The sequence below is a fragment of the Xylophilus sp. Leaf220 genome, assembly GCF_001421705.1.
Classification (GTDB): domain Bacteria; phylum Pseudomonadota; class Gammaproteobacteria; order Burkholderiales; family Burkholderiaceae_C; genus Xylophilus.
Genome location: NZ_LMKO01000016.1, coordinates 1 through 16,834 on the forward strand (window position 1 = coordinate 1; position 16,834 = coordinate 16,834).

The 16,834-nt window shown below is 63.0% G+C and carries 14 protein-coding genes and 1 pseudogene; 6 read left to right on the forward strand and 9 right to left on the reverse strand.

All coding sequences use genetic code 11. The annotated features are described in order from the left end of the window. Positions 1-596 precede the first annotated feature (596 nt). Complete coding sequence (locus ASE76_RS11810) at positions 597-2,129, reverse strand: methyl-accepting chemotaxis protein (protein WP_156362707.1); 1,533 nt, start codon at positions 2,127-2,129, stop codon at positions 597-599. 374 nt (positions 2,130-2,503) lie between these two features. Here ASE76_RS11810 and ASE76_RS21380 point away from each other — a divergent pair, with 374 nt between their 5' ends. Beyond that, entirely contained in the window at positions 2,504-4,108 is a 1,605-nt protein-coding gene (locus ASE76_RS21380) for a methyl-accepting chemotaxis protein (protein ID WP_055839582.1), read from the forward strand. A 117-nt stretch (positions 4,109-4,225) separates the two neighbouring features. Here ASE76_RS21380 and ASE76_RS11820 read toward each other — a convergent pair whose 3' ends face one another. From ASE76_RS11820 to ASE76_RS11830, 3 genes are all read right to left on the reverse strand, one after another. Beyond that, positions 4,226-4,504 (reverse strand): LexA family transcriptional regulator, encoded by a 279-nt coding sequence (locus ASE76_RS11820; protein ID WP_055839585.1) that lies wholly within the window; start codon positions 4,502-4,504, stop codon positions 4,226-4,228. A gap of 41 nt (positions 4,505-4,545) precedes the next feature. Then, positions 4,546-4,860: a hypothetical protein gene (locus tag ASE76_RS11825; RefSeq protein ID WP_055839588.1), complete on the reverse strand. Its 315-nt coding sequence runs from the start codon at positions 4,858-4,860 to the stop codon at positions 4,546-4,548. Positions 4,861-5,088: 228 nt separating this feature from the next. Beyond that, complete coding sequence (locus ASE76_RS11830) at positions 5,089-5,916, reverse strand: hypothetical protein (protein ID WP_055839590.1); 828 nt, start codon at positions 5,914-5,916, stop codon at positions 5,089-5,091. A 120-nt stretch (positions 5,917-6,036) separates the two neighbouring features. On the opposite strand from ASE76_RS11830, the gene ASE76_RS20620 reads away from it, so the two are divergent. Then, entirely contained in the window at positions 6,037-6,459 is a 423-nt protein-coding gene (locus tag ASE76_RS20620) for a hypothetical protein (RefSeq protein WP_156362709.1), read from the forward strand. Positions 6,460-6,655: 196 nt separating this feature from the next. Here the strand turns inward: ASE76_RS20620 and ASE76_RS11835 are convergent, their stop codons facing one another. Then, the gene (locus ASE76_RS11835) at positions 6,656-7,651 is read right to left on the reverse strand and encodes an OmpA family protein (RefSeq protein WP_168389247.1); all 996 of its coding nucleotides are present in this window, start codon (positions 7,649-7,651) and stop codon (positions 6,656-6,658) included. Between the two features lie 997 nt (positions 7,652-8,648). On the opposite strand from ASE76_RS11835, the gene ASE76_RS20025 reads away from it, so the two are divergent. The 3 genes from ASE76_RS20025 to ASE76_RS20035 all read left to right on the forward strand — a co-directional run bounded on the left by ASE76_RS20025 (position 8,649) and on the right by ASE76_RS20035 (position 10,178). Continuing rightward, positions 8,649-9,236 (forward strand): histidine phosphatase family protein, encoded by a 588-nt coding sequence (locus ASE76_RS20025; protein ID WP_082448409.1) that lies wholly within the window; start codon positions 8,649-8,651, stop codon positions 9,234-9,236. Positions 9,237-9,336: 100 nt separating this feature from the next. Then, a complete protein-coding gene (locus tag ASE76_RS20030; protein ID WP_082448411.1) occupies positions 9,337-9,705 on the forward strand; it encodes a DUF6152 family protein in 369 nt (122 codons plus the stop codon). A gap of 8 nt (positions 9,706-9,713) precedes the next feature. After that, positions 9,714-10,178, forward strand: coding sequence for a DUF6644 family protein (locus tag ASE76_RS20035; protein WP_236698419.1), 465 nt, complete (start codon positions 9,714-9,716; stop codon positions 10,176-10,178). A 312-nt stretch (positions 10,179-10,490) separates the two neighbouring features. Here ASE76_RS20035 and ASE76_RS11845 read toward each other — a convergent pair whose 3' ends face one another. The 4 genes from ASE76_RS11845 to ASE76_RS11860 form a co-directional block, all read right to left on the reverse strand. Further along, positions 10,491-12,392 carry a PepSY domain-containing protein gene (locus ASE76_RS11845; RefSeq protein WP_055839599.1) on the reverse strand — a complete coding sequence of 634 codons (1,902 nt, stop codon included), beginning with the start codon at positions 12,390-12,392 and terminating at the stop codon, positions 10,491-10,493. A 25-nt stretch (positions 12,393-12,417) separates the two neighbouring features. Beyond that, positions 12,418-14,916 (reverse strand): TonB-dependent siderophore receptor, encoded by a 2,499-nt coding sequence (locus ASE76_RS11850; RefSeq protein WP_055839601.1) that lies wholly within the window; start codon positions 14,914-14,916, stop codon positions 12,418-12,420. 119 nt (positions 14,917-15,035) lie between these two features. Next, complete coding sequence (locus tag ASE76_RS11855; protein ID WP_082448415.1) at positions 15,036-16,025, reverse strand: DUF4880 domain-containing protein; 990 nt, start codon at positions 16,023-16,025, stop codon at positions 15,036-15,038. A 5-nt stretch (positions 16,026-16,030) separates the two neighbouring features. After that, positions 16,031-16,582, reverse strand: coding sequence for a sigma-70 family RNA polymerase sigma factor (locus ASE76_RS11860; RefSeq protein WP_236698420.1), 552 nt, complete (start codon positions 16,580-16,582; stop codon positions 16,031-16,033). A gap of 107 nt (positions 16,583-16,689) precedes the next feature. Between ASE76_RS11860 and ASE76_RS20625 the strand changes: the two are divergent. After that, a pseudogene (locus ASE76_RS20625) lies at positions 16,690-16,834 on the forward strand (IS5/IS1182 family transposase); the annotation flags it as partial.

Genomic DNA, 16,834 nt, shown 5'->3' on the forward strand with positions numbered 1-16,834 from the left:
CATCTCTGCCAGGAACTCGCGCTTGCGCGTGCGCTTGGTCGTCAGGTTCAGGCCCAGGTCGGCTTGCTTCATGGCTTGGATTCTCTGCGCGGACTCACCCCTGACCAGCACATCGCGGCTCGATTTACGCAGACCCTCCTTAGGTCGTCGGCCAGCTAAACCTGAAACCGTTCTGGATGGAATGCGTAGCCTGAGCATCCGAACGGAAGCCGTCCCTGTCTCAACAATAGAAAGTTGTTCCTCTCTTCTGTGCACAACTCTGTTGATTGACCATGGCACAACGCCCGAGACTGGCGTAAACAGGGGCTCCAAGGCCAGTGCTCAAAAAATGGGCTCGTGCCGAGTAGCCCGTATTGCAGCGGTCAAGCCTTCCACCGGTCTCTCAATCCGGGAGCGTTGCTTCCAAGCCTTTGAACTGCTGGCTTAGCTCCAACTTCGAGATCCTGCGCCCAAGCGAACTGTCGGTGGAGAACGCTCGTCGGCAGATACATTTAAGGTGGAGCAGTCCACGTAGAGCTGGCGACTGCCGCCGGCTAGGAGCCGGCACGATGAAAAGTAAAAGCCCCTTGTCGCGCTGCTTTCTTGGCTTGTGAGGCCTATGCGGGCAATGTTTTCACAGAGGAATGCAGCCGTGATTCGACCGTAGCTATTCCGGTCGAATGGAACGCTTGGACAGCTCGGGACAGTCGGGCAATCTGGTCCCGCATCCGAAGCGCCGAGGCGGCCGACGCCGTCGCGAGCTGTGCGTTCTGCTGGGTCATCGCTTCGATCTGCCCCACCGACTCGTTCACATGGTCAATGCCGGCCTGCTGCTCGGCGGCCGCCAGGTTGATGGCCTTCATCAAGGCCGTCGTCTGTTCCACCGTGTTGCCGATGCCCGTCATGGCCTGGTCGACGTCACCCACGATGGCGCCGCCCTGGCTCACCTGGATGCTCGATGTGTCTATCAAGGTCTTGATCTCGCGGGCGGCCAGTGCGCTGCGCTGCGACAGGCTGCGCACTTCCGCCGCCACCACGGCAAAGCCCCGCCCGTGGTCGCCGGCACGGGCGGCCTCCACCGCCGCATTCAGCGCCAGGATGTTGGTCTGGAACGCGATGCCGTCGATCAGCGCCACGATGTTGCCGATGCTTTGCGAGCTCTGCGCGATGCCGCTCATGCGGTCCGCCATGTCGCGCATCAGGGTGCTGCCGGTGGCCGTCGCATCCGCCGCGCGAAGCGCAGCGGCACGTCCATCGCGTGCTGCGTCGCGGGACCGGGTCACGGTCGCAGCGATCTCGTCGATGCTTGATGCCGTCTTCTCCAAGTTGTCCGTCACCCGTGCGGTGCGGTCCCTCAGGCGCTCGCTGTCGCCCGCAAGCTCGGAAGTGGCCGACTCCATCGCCGCAGTCGCGTCGCGGACCTCGACGACCGCATCGTTCACACGGCCGATCGCCACGGCCAGCTTGCGAGCCTGGGGCATGCGAACCGGTACCCATCCGATGTCGAGGTCGACACCTTCGGGCTTGTCCATGGCCGCCACCAGCGCCGACAGCTCGCGCCCTTCGCTGGACAGCCGCTTCATCCGGATGCACAGCAGCACTTCGACACCCGTCTGCATTACCACGTAGAAGGCGTGCAGCATCACCTTGGCGAAGTCGGGTTCCGGCGTGCAGTAGATGGGGAGGCCCGCCGCCTGCAAGCGGTCGAATAGGACATGGTGAACGGCGAAGAGGGCGGCAGCAAAGACGACCACCCGCCAGTCCTGATAGACCAGCAGCAGTGCGAGGGTAACGAACACACCGAAATGCAGCTCTATCGCGCCTGCTGCCAGCTGGATGTGCAGGGCGACCAACGCCACCTGCACGGCGGTGATGGCAAGGCGTGACGCCAGCGTCCCGCCGAACAGGAAGAACGCCAGGCTGGCAGTGCCTGCCAGAACGGCTGCGCCAACGACTGCCGCAGCCGTGGCCGGCTGCTGGCTCGCCAAGACGAGGGCGCCGACGAAGCCGACCAGCACGGCGAAAAGCATCACGCGGTCGCCCTGGCGCATGGCGCTCCGATCCAGCGCCGACGCAGTGTTGTTGTGGTGGTGGTCGGCGCTGGCGCCTAACGAGATCATGGGCGCGATCGCCGGGACATGGAAGGACATGGCTTTTTTGTGGGCTTCAGTGGCAAGTACATCCGTTGAAAGATGACCGGGGCTCGATGATCGTCTTCGTGCCGCCGAATATCCAATTGGCGCTGCCTACCGCGCGAATAGAAAAAGCGGTGATGATTTGCAAATCCATTTCTTGAACAGCTGCGTACTGGAAAAATTCGTTACCGCATCTTTCGGGTCATGGCAGCTCACGTCGCGTGTTGCTCTGAACTCGCAATTTGTCTCTTCGGATTGCTGAACGTGCTCAAGATTTATCGGTGGCAGCCGATAAACACGTAGTGTCTCAGTGCAGCGCGTCCTACGAGCCGAACGACCGCTTCCCCCAACGCCGCCAGCCGGTTTACCTGTTTATTTCGCCGTAGTACATGAATCTCGACAATTGGATGATCCGCACCAAGCTATTGGCCGGATTTGCTATGGTGCTAGCCATTGCCTGCGTGGTCACCCTGCTGGCCATCTCGAACCTTTCCAGCCTTAACAATCAGGCAACCAGAGTCTCGGGTAACGCCCTGCCCAGCGTGCGCATATCCGGTGCCATCGCTCGCAGCCTTGCCAACCTGCGCATCGCTCGAATTGGCCTGACGCTGGCCGGCCCGCAGACGCAAACGCCGATGCCGGTCGCCATCGGCCGTGTGGAGGAAGCCGTGCGCAACCTCGACACTTTGGTCAAGAGTTATAGAGAATTCGTCGCAGACGATGCCGAGCGACAGATCTATCAAGCCATGGAGAAGCAGGTTGCGGACTATGGGTCGTCCGTGCCAGAGCAACTGCGCTTTGCCAGCGAAAACCGCATCGACGATGTCAAGGCCATCTTTGTGGGGCCGGCCGCCGTTGCATACCAGGCAGCCAATCGCTCGCTCGATGAGCTCATCGTATTCAACGACCGGGTCAGCCAGACTTCCACCGAAAGCTCGAACGCGGTCTACCAGCAGGGACGCTTGCAGCTGATCGTCGGTTTGGTTCTGATGGTTTTGCTGGGATTGCTGGTCGCATGGCGCCTTTCGGCAAGCCTGGCCCGCCGCGCCGGCGTATCCGTACTGGCAGCCCAGCGCATGGCGCGCGGCGACCTGAGTCAGGCTGATCACATGGAGGGCCGCGACGAACTCTCCCAGCTCTCGCAGGCATTGGAAACCACCCGCATCCAGCTTCACGGCACAGTCGGCAACGTGCGCCAAAACGCAGAGGCAGTGGCCACCGCCAGCGCCGAAATTTCTCAGGGCAACATGGACCTGAGCAGCCGCACGGAGAGCCAAGCCAGTTCGCTGGAAGAAACCGCTGCATCAATGGAGCAGTTGGGATCGACCGTGCGCCAGAACGCGGACAGTGCCCGTCAGGCTAACCAGCTTGCGCTCAACGCCTCTACCGTCGCGGTGCAAGGTGGTGCGGTGGTAAGCCAGGTGGTTGAGACCATGAAGGGCATCAATACGTCGTCGCGCAAGATCTCCGACATCATCAGCGTCATCGACGGCATCGCCTTTCAGACCAACATCTTGGCGTTGAACGCTGCGGTGGAAGCTGCGCGTGCCGGCGAGCAGGGCAGAGGCTTCGCAGTGGTGGCGAGCGAGGTGCGCAGCTTGGCGGGTCGTTCGGCGCAGGCGGCCAAGGAGATAAAGGATCTGATCAATGCCAGCGTGGAGCGGGTAACCGAGGGCACTGTGCTGGTTGACCAGGCCGGCACCACCATGACCGAGATCGTCACCTCGATCCGCAGGGTGACGGACATCATGGGAGAGATCGCTGCAGCGAGCAGCGAGCAGGCTTCCGGCGTGTCGCAGGTGGGGGAGGCGGTGACCCAGATGGACCAGGCCACGCAGCAGAACGCCGCGCTGGTGGAAGAGATGGCTGCAGCGGCTGGAAGCCTGAAACGTCAGGCCGATGACTTGGTGGATGTCGTGAGAGCGTTCAATCTTGGTGAGCGCGCGCCCGTTCTGGGGGGCAGGAGTATTTCGTCAGGGCTGGTGTTAACTTGATGTACGACTGCTGCTAGGCCTTGAAGGTCGAGCCGTCTTATGTCGATGAACATCGCAGCCAGCTAGTGCTTTAGTCGCAGGTCGGGGCGAAACATGTGCTTGCAGCTGACGTAGAAGTTATCGCCATCGACCGGCGCCAACTGCGGGAAGGGCGCGCCACCACGTATTACTTCGGGAAATCTTGAAGTCCATATCGCCGTCCAAGATGCCGGCGGTGCGCATTGATTCCCCTCGCACCTTGAACTGGAACGTCGCCTGAGGGTGCCGCACCATGTGCTCGAGCAGGTAGATGCGCTTGGTGGCGCGATCTTCGGCCGGGGCGGCGAAGCCGGCCTGCACGGTGTGCAGGACGTAGAAGGCGGTGATGCAGCCGGGGGTGTAGGGAATCGGGGTCATGGCAAGCAAGGCGCAGCGTGGTCGGACAGGGAGAACAGCTGCTAACCGAGCCGCACTTCGAAGTAAGCGCCTTCGCCTTCGCTCAGGTCCCGGAAGCCTGCCTGCCGGGCCAGCTCCACCGCCTTGACCCAGCGCAGGGCCTGGGCCTTGTCCTCGGGACTCGCATCGCTCTCGTCGCCGTCTGCGGCGTAGCAGTACACGCCATAGGCCTGCTCCACCGCCTCAGATCCGCCAAATGCGCGCTCCAGCGCTTTTGCGTAGCGGGATTCCGCGTCCAGGCGGATGTTGGCCGGGAGCTCCGGGAAGTCGCAAAGGTTGACCGAGAAGGCTGTAGGTGCGTCGATGGTGGCGTGCATGGCTGCTCCAGTAAATGGCCGCAGGAGGCTGCGGGCGGGTTGAACTACTGGTTAAGCATACAGTTCTCGATGCACAATGTCCCCCGGATCAAATCGGCTTTACGCGCCGAGGCTGCCGCATACGCGTTGCCGTCTTTAGCCACCGCTCGGAACCGACGAGCGGCAGTCACGGTCGTCTCGAATAGGTGATCCAGCTCGGTGCCGAGCGACACCGCCAGGTGTAGGGTTCTAGCGGCCGCTCGGGAAGTTGCACCTTGGTATGAAGCCCGTGATGGTCGCGCCGTCGCCGATGCAGGTACCCTGGAGATGTATCGGAAATTCTTCGCTCGAGTACCCGGGCAGGGTTCGGAAAATTCGACCCCGCAGTAGCCCCTGTGCATCGACTACCAAATCTTCGGTGCGATACGTGCCCGCACTCGAGGCGCAATTGAAGCTACCGGTGGAGACGATGCCGCTGCCAGCGATGGAGTAAGGGCCAGTGAACTTGCAACCTCCATAAGCACCCCTAGTTTCGCGGACTTCCATCGTAAGCACGCCGTCTCGGGCTGTCATTCTCAGACTCTGAAATTCGCCGCCTGCGTTGCCTGGATAGTTCATGTTCGTCAAGAACTCGCGGTTGAAACGAGACACATTGTTCTCGTAGACCACCCGCGAAACGCGCTGGGGCGCTTCGCCTGGAAGGGTGAGCGTGCCCGAGGTTGGGGAGTCGAAGACGATCTTCATGCGGCCGACCGAGCCGGCCGCCTGCGCGCTGCGGTATGCGCCTCCCAGCACGGTGCCACCACGGAACTCGACCAGATCGCCTTCGAATGTGCCGTTAGCTTGCTCGCCCCCCGCCTGCAGGAAGAGGGGCGATCCATCGGCGCGGTAGCCCATGTACGTAAACAGCAGCAAGCTGCCCTGCTGCTGGTCGATCTGGAAGCCCCGACCGGGCTGGCCGTTGGCCTCGGCGTCGAAGCCCCATAGACCGCTGTCGGGCAGCGGGACTGCGTGGCCGGCGCAGACTGAAAAAACAAGAAGAGTGGCGGCTGCGGCCTTGTAAATACCTTTGAACATGGGGAGCCTATCCAATGTGAGTCCCTGAGAGCATCCCAGCGATCGGCCGTTTTTACAGGACTTTGACTCCGGAACAAATTCAGCGTGTTGCTCAGGCGCGCAAATGAACTCCTTTTCACCTTGCAAAAGAAGCGTTTCGAGAACGATCCGATGTGCGCACATTACAAAACCCCCCTAGAAGCCCTGTTCTTTGAGCGCTGGGCAGTCGAGCCTCCGGCCGAATGGACAAAGGCTGGCCTAGGCATAGCTGTGCCGGTCCGTTCATACGTCGGCTGCAGGCTGCCGATGCTGGAAGTTTCGGGGGCATCCAACTTGCGTTCGCACTCTACGAAAGCTGAGAGCCTGGCCAACCGCACTTACAACGCGCGCAGCAAGAGCGCACCAGGAAAGCCCTCCTTATGCGATGAATGGTCGATAGGTAAGCACTGCATCATCTCGGGCGCCGCAATCTACAAGCCGGACTGGCGCGCAGGCAAGGCCGCGCTGACGCAGATCCAGCGAGCCGATGGAGATGACTTGGGTATCGCAGGACTGTGCGAGTAGTGCCAGGCAGGGGGATCTGCACAGCATGACGATGCTGACGACCACAAATTCATGCGCAAAGCAGCCATTTGTCCTAGATGATCGTGGCGTCATCTCGACTACGGCTCGCCATCTCAATTCGCAGTAGAAATTCCACTATCGCTGAATGCATTTTGCGGCAGCGTTGAGGGCGGGCGTGCCTCGACGCGATTAGGCGTCACTGGAGAACCAGTTCGACCCTGCGATTTTTAGCTCGCCCTTCTTCTGCCACGTTGCTGGCGACGGGAACCAAGCTTGCGACTCCGCGGCCCACGATCCTTTTGATGTCGATTTTGTAGGTGGTGACCAGGGCATTGACTACCGCTTGCGCCCGTTGTTGCGACAGTGCCAAGTTAGCTTCAAGCGCACCTTGGTTGTCGGTATGTCCAACGATGTACACCTTCATCGAAGGCTGAGATAGCAGCAACTTTGCCATCTCGCCGAGTTGGTCCTTCGACTCTGGCTTGAGGTCAGCCTTGCCGGTGTCGAAGAACACTCCATAGAGGGCGATCTTGCCTTCGGCCTTCAATCCTTTATCCATGGCCTGCGCATCCACCTTGACCTGCCCCGTAGGCATCGCCTTGGGTTCGACTATCTGAATGTATGTTGCTGCCATGTTGGTGGTCTCGTTGTTGGCCACCGAGGTGTAGACAAGCACGTGAACCTGCTGGCCACCCCGAGGAAGGGTGCCGTACCAAAGCCGGCCCTGCTCGGCTGTAGCTGTACCGGCATCAATGCTGTATCGGCTTCCGCTCGGAGTCACTAGATAGCCTTTTGCCCAAGTCATCCCACTTACGTACGCATCATCTTTGCGCATTGCGTAATAAAGCGTAGAGCATTGGCTTTCGCAGGAGAAGCGCCGTTGGAAGCCCGCACTAACCAATGCTTGCTCGTAGTTGCGGAAGACCTCGAGCGACGACTTGCCACCGGGCGCGGTATAGACGGCCTTGGTGACGCGGCCCTCCACCATGACCGGATCGGCCCATCGGCCGTCTTTGACAGCCATGCTGGTGGGAAACATGGCCTGTTCCCACTCGTTGAACTTGTAGCCCACCATCCATGAACCATCGAACCGCTGAATCAACGGGTGATCACGACCCCCCTTCGCATCGTCCTGCTCCGCGGCCCGGACCAGCTCCGAGGTCGTGCTCACAACAATGAGCGCTGTGGCCATGCATACCGTTCTGACGAAATTCCGGCTGATCATTTATGTGTCCAGTTTGAGCGAAAAGGATGAGGGTAAAGGCTCGGCGTCGTCAGCGCAGGTGACCAACTGTGCGACACAGATCACTTTGTTGTCGCAGCTGAATTCAGCACTGATGCATTGTGGATAAGCGAGCGCGTGAGGCAGCTTCTACATCAACCGATCACGTTTTTCCTTCAGTTGCGCAACTCGCTGACTGGAAATCCGTGCCGGCCTGCAATGAGAATGGAAGCGCTGAGCTCAGATCGCAGTGGCGAACGTGCTGCTGACCGCAGGCGCACTCTGCTCTCTCAGTCAGCTATGCCCTTGATGGAATGCTGCTGCATTTGTACAGCGCCGGCGACGCGCCGGTAGTTTCCATAGTCGGGTCAGTTGCGGAAACTCATCAACGACTTTGGCTTAATGCTAGTTGCGCAAGGGTCTGCCAAACTTTGGGGCGGCCCAAATGAAGAATGCCTTTTCGTAAAACGGTCGCCGCAGCACCAGCATCGGAGAAGCCTCGCGACTCCAAACCGGTCGCCTGAGCGCGCTCGCGTCGGGCTGCAGACGAGAAAACCAGCAGGAATCTCGCATTTGAACTAGGTCGCCAGCCGGCGATTCCTCAAAGATCTGGACCGCGCTGCGGCCAGTTTGTCTGCTAGCAGGCTCGACTACTGGTACCCAGAGATGCCTGCAGTTTGGGCGGCCGTGCAAATGCTCGGAGTGACCAATGTTCTACCCAAGCAAATGGGCTTGTATGTACTTGAGCGTGTTGTGTTCGGTGATCATGGCTAACAATGTGCTGGCGACAAGCTGGCCTGGTGTAGCTCATCGCGATGGGGCTGGAAAAGCGAAAGCCGTTGAGCCGCACTAACGCCACGGCCCGATTCAGGTCGGCGGAGCCGTGTTTGCGAGAGCCGCTCCGCTTTCTTGCAAAAGTGGCACTGCGCAAGGGTCGGCTTGGAGATTTGCACCGCAGGAGCAACTTATGTATTTCGCACGTCGAAGATGGGCCCGCCATGTGGGATTCGCAGCCATCGCCACGGCGTTGTACGCCACGACGGTCCGAGCAAGTGCGCAGTCTGATGGCGCGCGAGCCTGGGACGCGCTGCGACAGGGCGCCGTGCTGCTGGTGCGCCATGCCAATGCGCCAGGCGTGGGTGATCCCGCCAACTTCAAGCTAGGTGACTGCCGTACCCAACGCAATCTTGATCAAACCGGCCGCGAGCAGGCCAAACGACTCGGCGAACAATTCTTGAGCCGACAGATCGTGGTGGGCGCCGTGCTGGAGTCCCAGTGGTGCCGTACAAAAGAGACGGCCGAACTCGCATTCCCGAACCGCGCCCGCGAACACGCCAGCTTCAATTCCTTCTTTGGCGATAGCTCCAGTCAGCCTGCGCAAACAGCTGCTGCGCTTAAAACCCTAAACGAGTGGAAAGGCCCCGGCGCGCTCGTGGTCGTGACCCATCAAGTCAACATCACCGCGCTTACCGGCGTCGTGCCAGCTTCGGGCGAAGGCGTGGTGGTGAGGTCGAAGGCAGACGGCATCGAGGTGATTGGACGCGTGACACCCTGATGCCTGCGGTCGGCGACACTTTGGACATCGCAGCGGAAGACATTTGACGTGGCTCGTACCCGTTGAAAACGAAATTCAACGTCGACGTAAAGGAGTTCTTATGAATGCAAGAGTCGTTCGCACAGTCATCTCGACAACGTTCGCTGTGGTTTCCGCGCTCGGCTCTCAGACAAGCCATGCACATCACGGATGGGGCGATTACGACGACAAAAAGCTTCTGACCTTGAAAGCCAAGGTGGTCGAATTGACCTACGCCAATCCGCATGCGTCTGTGGTGATCGACGCCGGCGGAAAACGTTGGAACGCCATCCTTGCGCCAATTTCGCGCATGGAGTCTCGCGGTGCCAACCGACAGGCGCTGGAAGTCAACCAGGAGATCACGGTGGTGGGCTACCCCAGTCGAACAAACTCGGCGGAGATGCGGGTCGAACGTGTCATCCTGGGTGACAAGACGGTCGAGCTGCGCTGAGTCGGGCGTTGGACCAAACGCTGGCCTGGCTGGCTGCCTTGCCACCAGCCGAATTCCTGCGCAGCAGCGCCTGGGCTTACCCATTCGCTGAGATCGTCCACTTAGTCGGTTTGGCCGTTCTGGTGGGCTCGGTATTTGTTGTCGATCTTCGACTGATAGGTGCTGGGCGGGCTTTGCCCTTGAACACCTTGACGAGGTTCATATTGCTGTGGTCGCTAGCCAGCCTGCTGCTGATCGTGCCATCGGGCATGCTGTTGTTTCTTGCGCATGCACCGGATCTCTTCCCCAATCCGGCGTTCAGGATCAAGCTTGCGCTGCTGCTGCTGGCGGCACTGAACGCCATTTTTTTCCATCGGTCGATCAGAGTCGAGGATGATGCGAAGTCGATTATGCGTGGCCGATACGCCGCTTGGATCTCGCTGACGCTCTGGCTGTCAATCATCGCGGCGGGGCGCCTGATCGCTTACGTGTGAACCTAAAAATCGTACGTAAGGACCGATACGTTCAGAGCGGCTTTAATTGGCCGCACGCCGTCTTCCATCGAGATGATGCTCGTATCCAGTGCATCCAACTTTTGGGGATCTGAGCAATCCAGTGAAGGAAGAACAACTGCATAAGCGGCCGCCATAACGCCGCTATGCCGGCCTCATTAGCGCATGCACGCATGCCCGATAAGACCGAACGGCACTTGCGTTTTCCCCCCCCTGCTTGAGAAGCACCAACATGGCTTTCCATGGTCTGGTTGCCATTAGTATTGCTCGCGAATGGCGCTTTACAGGCCTTCATCAGCCAGTTTTGAGCAATAGAGTTATCAAGAGGGCAACTGAGCTGATCAGCGTTAGCCCTGTCCAAGCCCGCCCAGGACTACGCGCGCCGAAGGTCCACACGGCGGCTCCGGTGTAAAGCGCGAAGCCCAGCAGGCTGGCAATAAGCACGCCGTCGGCCGGCGAGACGGCCGTCAACCGTGGCAGAGCCACCGCCAGCGCGGCGGTCGACGCCGATACCAGTGCATATCCCCCCACGGCTGCCGCCGCCACCCGGCTCACTACGCTCCACCTTTGGCGTGCCGTGGGACCGCGCGTTGCGACGGCACTTGCCGCTGTGCGCTGCGCTGGCACGGCCTTCCGCCCGCTGCGTTGCACCCGCCACGCGATGCAGGCCAGCCCCACGCCGAAGCCCAGCGCGGTGCATTCGACCGCCCCGCGCACGCCGTCGCCTGCCAGCCAGTAGTCGATCAGGTACTGTCCCGCCGTCAGATGGTTCAGCAGCGGCAGCCCCAGGCAAAGCAGTGCCGCAGCGGCCGATTGCTCCACCCAGGCCCGCCGACCGGGGCGCAGTGCGGCATGCACCAAGCTGAACACCCAGGCGCCGAAGAACACCTGGATCTCCGCCCCTGCCCGGCCCGGCATGTCGGCCGGCAGCAGTCGGTTGCCGTAGAAGTACGCGGCGGACGCCACCACGATTCCCACCACCGCTGCCACATTCAGCACTTCAACCGCGCGGTAAACCTGTCCAGTCACCACGCCAAACTCGCCGAGGCTTTTCTGTCGCCGCTTGGCGGAGAAGAGCAGGGTGCCGGTCGCCACCATCGCGGTGCCGAGCAGGCCGCTGAAGAAGTAGAGCCACTTGACCGTCCAGCCGCCGAAGCGGGCGAAGTGCAGTGCCTCCAGCGTGGCGTGGATGTCCTCTGCGGCGAAGGCGGCACCGGGTGCCGGCATCTGTACCTGCAATACGGCGCCTGTGACGCCGTCGAAGCCGACGATGCGTTTCGGGTCGTTCAGGCCCCGGGTGCCCTCGTCGGCCCGGCCGATGACCCGCACCGCCATCGCGGCGTCGCCCGGCTGCTCCACCAGCAGCATCTGCGCCGGCCGCCCGGTGGTCATTTCGGCCTGCTGCAGCAGCGGCGCCAGCGGATGCAGCACGGCCACTTGGCCGGAGCGCTTGCGGCGTGGGGGCGGGGCCTGATCGGCAAGTTCTGCCTGGAAGCGGCCGTAGGCGTCTTCGCCGGGGCCATAGGCGGCCCGCAGCGGCGCAGGCAGGTAGCTTGTGTAGAAGATCGCCAGCCCGCTGTAGACGATCATGAACAGGAAGGGCAGCGCCAGCACCGCGCTGGCGTTGTGCGCATCGAGCCACGAGCGCGGTCCCTTGCCGAGCCGCAGGGTGAAGAAGTCCGCGAAGATGCGCCGGTGCACCAACACGCCCGAGACCAGCGCCACCAGCATGCACATCGAGATCCAGCCCACCAGCCAGAAGCCCGGCGTGCCCGCCTGCAGCATGTAGTGGAACGACATGAAGTGGCGGCCGCCCTCTGTGCGGCGGCCCCAGGGCGCGGGCAGCAGCGCACCTGTGGCCGGATCCAGCGCGGCGGTCTGCAGGCTGCCGCGCGGCGCACCCGCCGGTTGCCACGCCAGCAGCAGCGCATCTCTGGTCCGCTGCGGCAGCTCCATGCGCCAGAAGCGCGCGCCGGATGCGTGCTGCGCGAGGTGGCTGGCGGCGGCGACCAGCGCGGGCGCGGCAGCCCCGTTCACGGTGGTGGGGAGGGCAGGGCGGGCCTCCATCCACCGGGTGATCGGCTCGCGGAAGACGCTCAGCGTGCCGGTGAAGAAGATCGCGCACAGCAGCCAGCCGCAGGTCAGGCCGCACCAGGTGTGCAACCCCGACATGGCTTGGCGGAAGCCGCCTTTCATGGCTGCGGCAGCAGGGTGCGCGGGCTCAGAACGTGCCGCGCAGCGTCAGCATCACGTTGCGCGGATCGCCGTAGTAGCTGCCGTTGACCAGCGCGGTGACGGAGCCGTAGTAGCGCTTGTCGAAAACGTTGTTGATGTTGAGCGCGGCCGTCCAGTGGCGGTCGATGCGGTAGCGTAGCAGCGTGCTCCACACCGCGCGGCCGGCGTTGTCGGCCCGCAGCGCGCCGATCTGGCGGAAGCTGCCGCTCTGCGCATTCACGCCGCCGCCCACGGTGAAGGCGCTCAGCTCGCCCGGTAGCTGGTAGGTGGTCCAGAGCCGCAGCAGGTGGCGCGGCGTGTAGCTGTTGAACGACTGGCCCTGGCTGGTCACGTCCTTCAGGTATTTGGTCTGGTTGAAGGTGTAGCCGGAGAACAGGTTCCAGCGCGGCAGTACCTCGCCGCTAAGCTCGGCATCCAGCCCCTGGCTGCGCACTTGGCCGGTGTCGGTGTAGCAGTAGTAATCGCTGCGGCAGGTGGGGCTGCTGCTGAAGTCTTCCTGTGCGCGGTGTTTCTGCTCGGCCCGAAACAGCGCCAGGGTGGTGTTGACCCGGCCGTCGGCCAAGGTGCCCTTCAGGCCCGCCTCGTAGTTGGCGCCGGTCATCGGCCGCAGCAGGGCGCCGGCCTGGTTCAGCTCGGTCTGCGGCTTGAAGATGTCGGCATAGCTGGCGTAGGCCGACCACTGTGGGTTCAATGCATAGATCAGCCCGGCATACGGGTTGACCTTCGCGTTCTCTCGGCTGTTGGTGGACGAGGTGGAGGGCGCCGCACCGGTGGTGACCGTGTCCCAATCGGTGCGGAACCAGCTCACGCGGGCGCCCAGTACCAGCTTCATAGGGTCGGTCAGCTGCAACCGCACTGCGTTGTAGATGCCGAACTGCCGAGCGTTCCCGCGCCGGTCCTCGCGGGTGGCGCTGTAGATTTCCACATCCTGCGGCTCGCGGATCGCCGGGTCGTAGGCGCCGATGCGAAAGATGTTGAAGTTGGTCCTGAAACCGTAGGTGGTGTCGTTGGTGGTGCGCGTCGCGTTCATGCCGCTCACCAGGTCGTGCCGCCGACCGAACACATCGAACTTGCCGGTAAGGTTCAGATCGATGCCCGAGGTCTCGATGTCGGCGATGGAGCGCGCCACGATGTTGGCGCTCTGCATCAGCGCCGGTACCACCGCGCGGTTGACCCCGGCGTACTTCATGTCGTGCGCTTCCTTCAGATGCATCGCCGAAAGCTGCAGCTTCCAGTCGTCGTCGAACTGGTGCGACGCGTCGAAGTACAGGCCGCGATTGGTCGACTCCTGCCGGTTCCAGGTGGCGCCGTAGTAGGTCGAGCGCGGCAGGAACAGGTCGGCGCCGGTGCTGGCGCGCGGTAGTCCGTTCATGAACGGGCGGCCCTTCACGTCCTCGGATACCGCACCCAGGTTGAAGCGGGTGGCGGCCGAGAGGTCGTACTCCAGCGTGCCATACACCGTGGCGTTGCGGCGGTTAACGTAATCGACGAACGAGTGCTGGTCTTCGTAGTCGATCAGCGCCCTGCCGCGCAGCGTGCCCTCGGTGTTCAGCACCCGGCTGGCGTCGATCAGTGCGCCGTAGCGGTCCCACGAGCCGGCTCGCAGCTCGGCGACGGTGGCGTCGGTGGCAAGCGGACGTTTACGTACCAGGTTCACCGCGCCGCCGGGGCTGCCTTCGCCCTGCAGCAGGCCGGCCGCGCCGCGCAGCACCTCGACCCGGTCGATGTAGGCCATGCTGGAGGCGTAGTTGCTGGCCCGGCCGTACATGCCGCGGTTGAGCGGCACCCCGTCGTACTGCACCGTGGTCAGGTCGAAGCCGCGCGAGTAGATGTACTTGCCGCCCTGTGGGCTCTGCGCCAGCGTGATGCCGGTGGTGCTGGCCAGCGCGTCGTAGACCGAGGTGATGCCCTGCTCGTCCATCAGCTGCCGGGTGACGATGCTGATCGACTGCGGAATGTCCTTCAGCAATTGCGCGCCCTTGCCCACCGTGACGAGCGGCGAGGTGTAGGCGCCGGTGTGTTCGGTGGCGGCCGTGCGGTCGGCCCGGGCGGTGACCTGCACCTCGTCCAGCGTCTGTACGCGGCCCTCCGCGGCCCGCGCAGCGCCGGGCACGGCCGGCACGGCGGCGCCGCTGCGCAGCGCCCAGGTGTTGCCCGCCCGCACCAGTTGCAGGCCGCTGCCGGCCAGGGCCGCTTGCGCCGCCTGCTGCGCGGTGTACTGCCCCTGCACCGCGGGTGCCGTCAGGCCCTGCACCCGCGCCGCATCGATCGAGATCGTCTGGCCACCTTCTGTTGCGATGCGCGCCAGCGTTGCGCCCAGAGGCTGGGCGGGGATGTCGTAGCGCTGTAAGGCAGCGGCCTCTACCACGGCCCCCTGTGCCCAGGCTGTGGGCGCTGTGCAGAGCAGGGCCAGGACGGCGGCCTGCACCGGGTGACGCAGGGGGCGGGGCAGGGCGGCAGGGTCGAGGGAATAGGCGCGTAGCATGGAGCAGGATCCGGTTGGAAAAGACACAGGGCTTCAAACCGGTTGTGCAACTCGCCGCCGAAAGTGCTACCGCGTCGGTCGATTTTTTATTGCGGGGGTGGCCGCGCAGGCCGCCGTGTCTAGGCCAGATCGATTCGCACCAGCCAGCCGCCCGAATGCAAATGCACAGCCACCGGCAGCGTCTGCCCGATCGCGGCCAGTGCCCTGTCGGTATCGTCGAGCGGATAACTACCGTAGACCCGCAGCGCCGCCGCGGCGGGCGATATGCGGACCAACCCACGCCGGTAAGCCTGCAGCGCGGCGATAACCTCACCCAGCGGCCGGTCATGCACCTCCAGCCGGCCCCCCTGCCAGCTTGCAACGCTGGCGGCCGGTGCCGCGATGGGCTCGATCCCCTCGGGCCCGAACCAGGCCGCCTTGCCCGGCTCCAGCAGCCGCTGCAAGCCGTTGACGGCGGTAAGTTGAAGTGGTCCTTCAACAGCCGCCGCCAAGCTGCGTTGCACGCCATGGCGCATCAGCATACGCGTTGCGGTACCAGCGGTCGTACGGGCATGGCCGTGTGAGCCGTACAGCATGAAAGGCCGCGCATCCGGCAGCACCTGGGCGATCGCCTCCCCGCTGCGCAGCCGCAAGCCGCGCTGCTTTGGAATGTCTTGTACATCGCAGGCCGAGCGGGCGTTGAGCAGCAGCCTGCTGCCATCGGCCAGCGCAAAATCTCGGCGTTCGCCTGTGCCGGTGCGCATGTCGGCCACCAGGTCTCGCATAGGCCATCTGCGGTCGGCGAGCACGGCCGCAACGGCGGCCACGCCGCCGAACGCCAGCGCGCCGCGCAGTATTTGGCGGCGTTGGACGCTTTTGCGGGCGCTGTCGTGTAGGGCGGTGCCGATCGCAGCCGCCTGGCTCGGGTTGCACTGGCTCGCGCTGCGGGCGCTGCCGAGCAGGCGGTCCACCGGGCCGGCCAGTTGCTGCCATGCTTGGCGGTGCCGGGCGTTGCCCTGCAACCAGCGGTCAAACGCCAGTGCATCGTCTGGCGTTGCCTCGCCCGACCGCATCACCACCATCCAGTCGATTGCCGCCTCTGTCGCCGTATCTATCTTTGCGCGTGCCATCCGTATCACGCCTGACCGGCCAGGGCGCAGGCACGCCAGCCCTGGGCCATGTACTTGCGCACCATTCCGTGCGAAACGTTTAACTGCGCGGCTATCTCTAAGTAGGTCAGCCCTTCGAGCTGGCTCATCAAGAAAGCACGCCGTGCTTTGTCGCTCAATCCATCGAGCGCGCGCGAGATGCCGTCGAGTGCTTCCAGTAGCAGTGCGCGGTCTTCTGCTGATGGCGCATGGTGCTCGGGCAGCTGCGCCAGCGCATTGAGGTAGGCCTGCTCCAGATCCCTGCGCCGCCAGACCTCGTACAGCACCCGCTTGGCAACAGTGGTGAGGAATGCCCGCGGCTCTCGAATGGCCGGCAGCTCGACCTGTCCGATCACTGTGACGAAGGTCTCAGACACTACATCTTCTGCCTGCGCTCGGTTGCGCACGCGAGCGTACAGCCGACCCAGCAGCCAGGGCTGATGGTCGACGAAGAGGGCCTGCGCACACAGGCGGTCGGCGGAGGAAAGAGGCGGCATGAACAAACGACGCGCGGCAAAGTGAATGAGAATTACTAACATTGTAGTCGAGGCCCATTCAACAGGCCCTATGGTCGGCTAGGGAAGGTCTGCGTAAATCGAGCCGTGATGTGCTGATCAGAGGTGAGTCCGCGCAGAGAATCCAAGCCATGAAGCAAGCCGACCTGGGCCTGAACCTGACGACCAAGCGCACGCGCAAGCGCGAGTTCCTGGCAGAGATGGAACGCGTGGTGCCGTGGTCAGAGCGCGACGAGAGCGAGGCGCCCATGTCGCGCAGCCCTTTCTTGCGCAGCT

Excerpts from the sequence above, each read along its gene's own strand:
- ASE76_RS11810 (WP_156362707.1), bottom strand. The coding sequence starts at position 2,129 with ATGTCCTTCCATGTCCCGGCGATCGCGCCCATGATCTCGTTAGGCGCC.
- ASE76_RS21380 (WP_055839582.1), top strand. The coding sequence starts at position 2,504 with ATGAATCTCGACAATTGGATGATCCGCACCAAGCTATTGGCCGGATTT.
- ASE76_RS11820 (WP_055839585.1), bottom strand. The coding sequence starts at position 4,504 with ATGACCCCGATTCCCTACACCCCCGGCTGCATCACCGCCTTCTACGTC.
- ASE76_RS11825 (WP_055839588.1), bottom strand. The coding sequence starts at position 4,860 with ATGCACGCCACCATCGACGCACCTACAGCCTTCTCGGTCAACCTTTGC.
- ASE76_RS11830 (WP_055839590.1), bottom strand. The coding sequence starts at position 5,916 with ATGTTCAAAGGTATTTACAAGGCCGCAGCCGCCACTCTTCTTGTTTTT.
- ASE76_RS11835 (WP_168389247.1), bottom strand. The coding sequence starts at position 7,651 with ATGGCCACAGCGCTCATTGTTGTGAGCACGACCTCGGAGCTGGTCCGG.
- ASE76_RS20025 (WP_082448409.1), top strand. The coding sequence starts at position 8,649 with ATGTATTTCGCACGTCGAAGATGGGCCCGCCATGTGGGATTCGCAGCC.
- ASE76_RS20030 (WP_082448411.1), top strand. The coding sequence starts at position 9,337 with ATGAATGCAAGAGTCGTTCGCACAGTCATCTCGACAACGTTCGCTGTG.
- ASE76_RS11845 (WP_055839599.1), bottom strand. The coding sequence starts at position 12,392 with ATGAAAGGCGGCTTCCGCCAAGCCATGTCGGGGTTGCACACCTGGTGC.
- ASE76_RS11850 (WP_055839601.1), bottom strand. The coding sequence starts at position 14,916 with ATGCTACGCGCCTATTCCCTCGACCCTGCCGCCCTGCCCCGCCCCCTG.
- ASE76_RS11855 (WP_082448415.1), bottom strand. The coding sequence starts at position 16,025 with ATGGCACGCGCAAAGATAGATACGGCGACAGAGGCGGCAATCGACTGG.
- ASE76_RS11860 (WP_236698420.1), bottom strand. The coding sequence starts at position 16,582 with ATGTTAGTAATTCTCATTCACTTTGCCGCGCGTCGTTTGTTCATGCCG.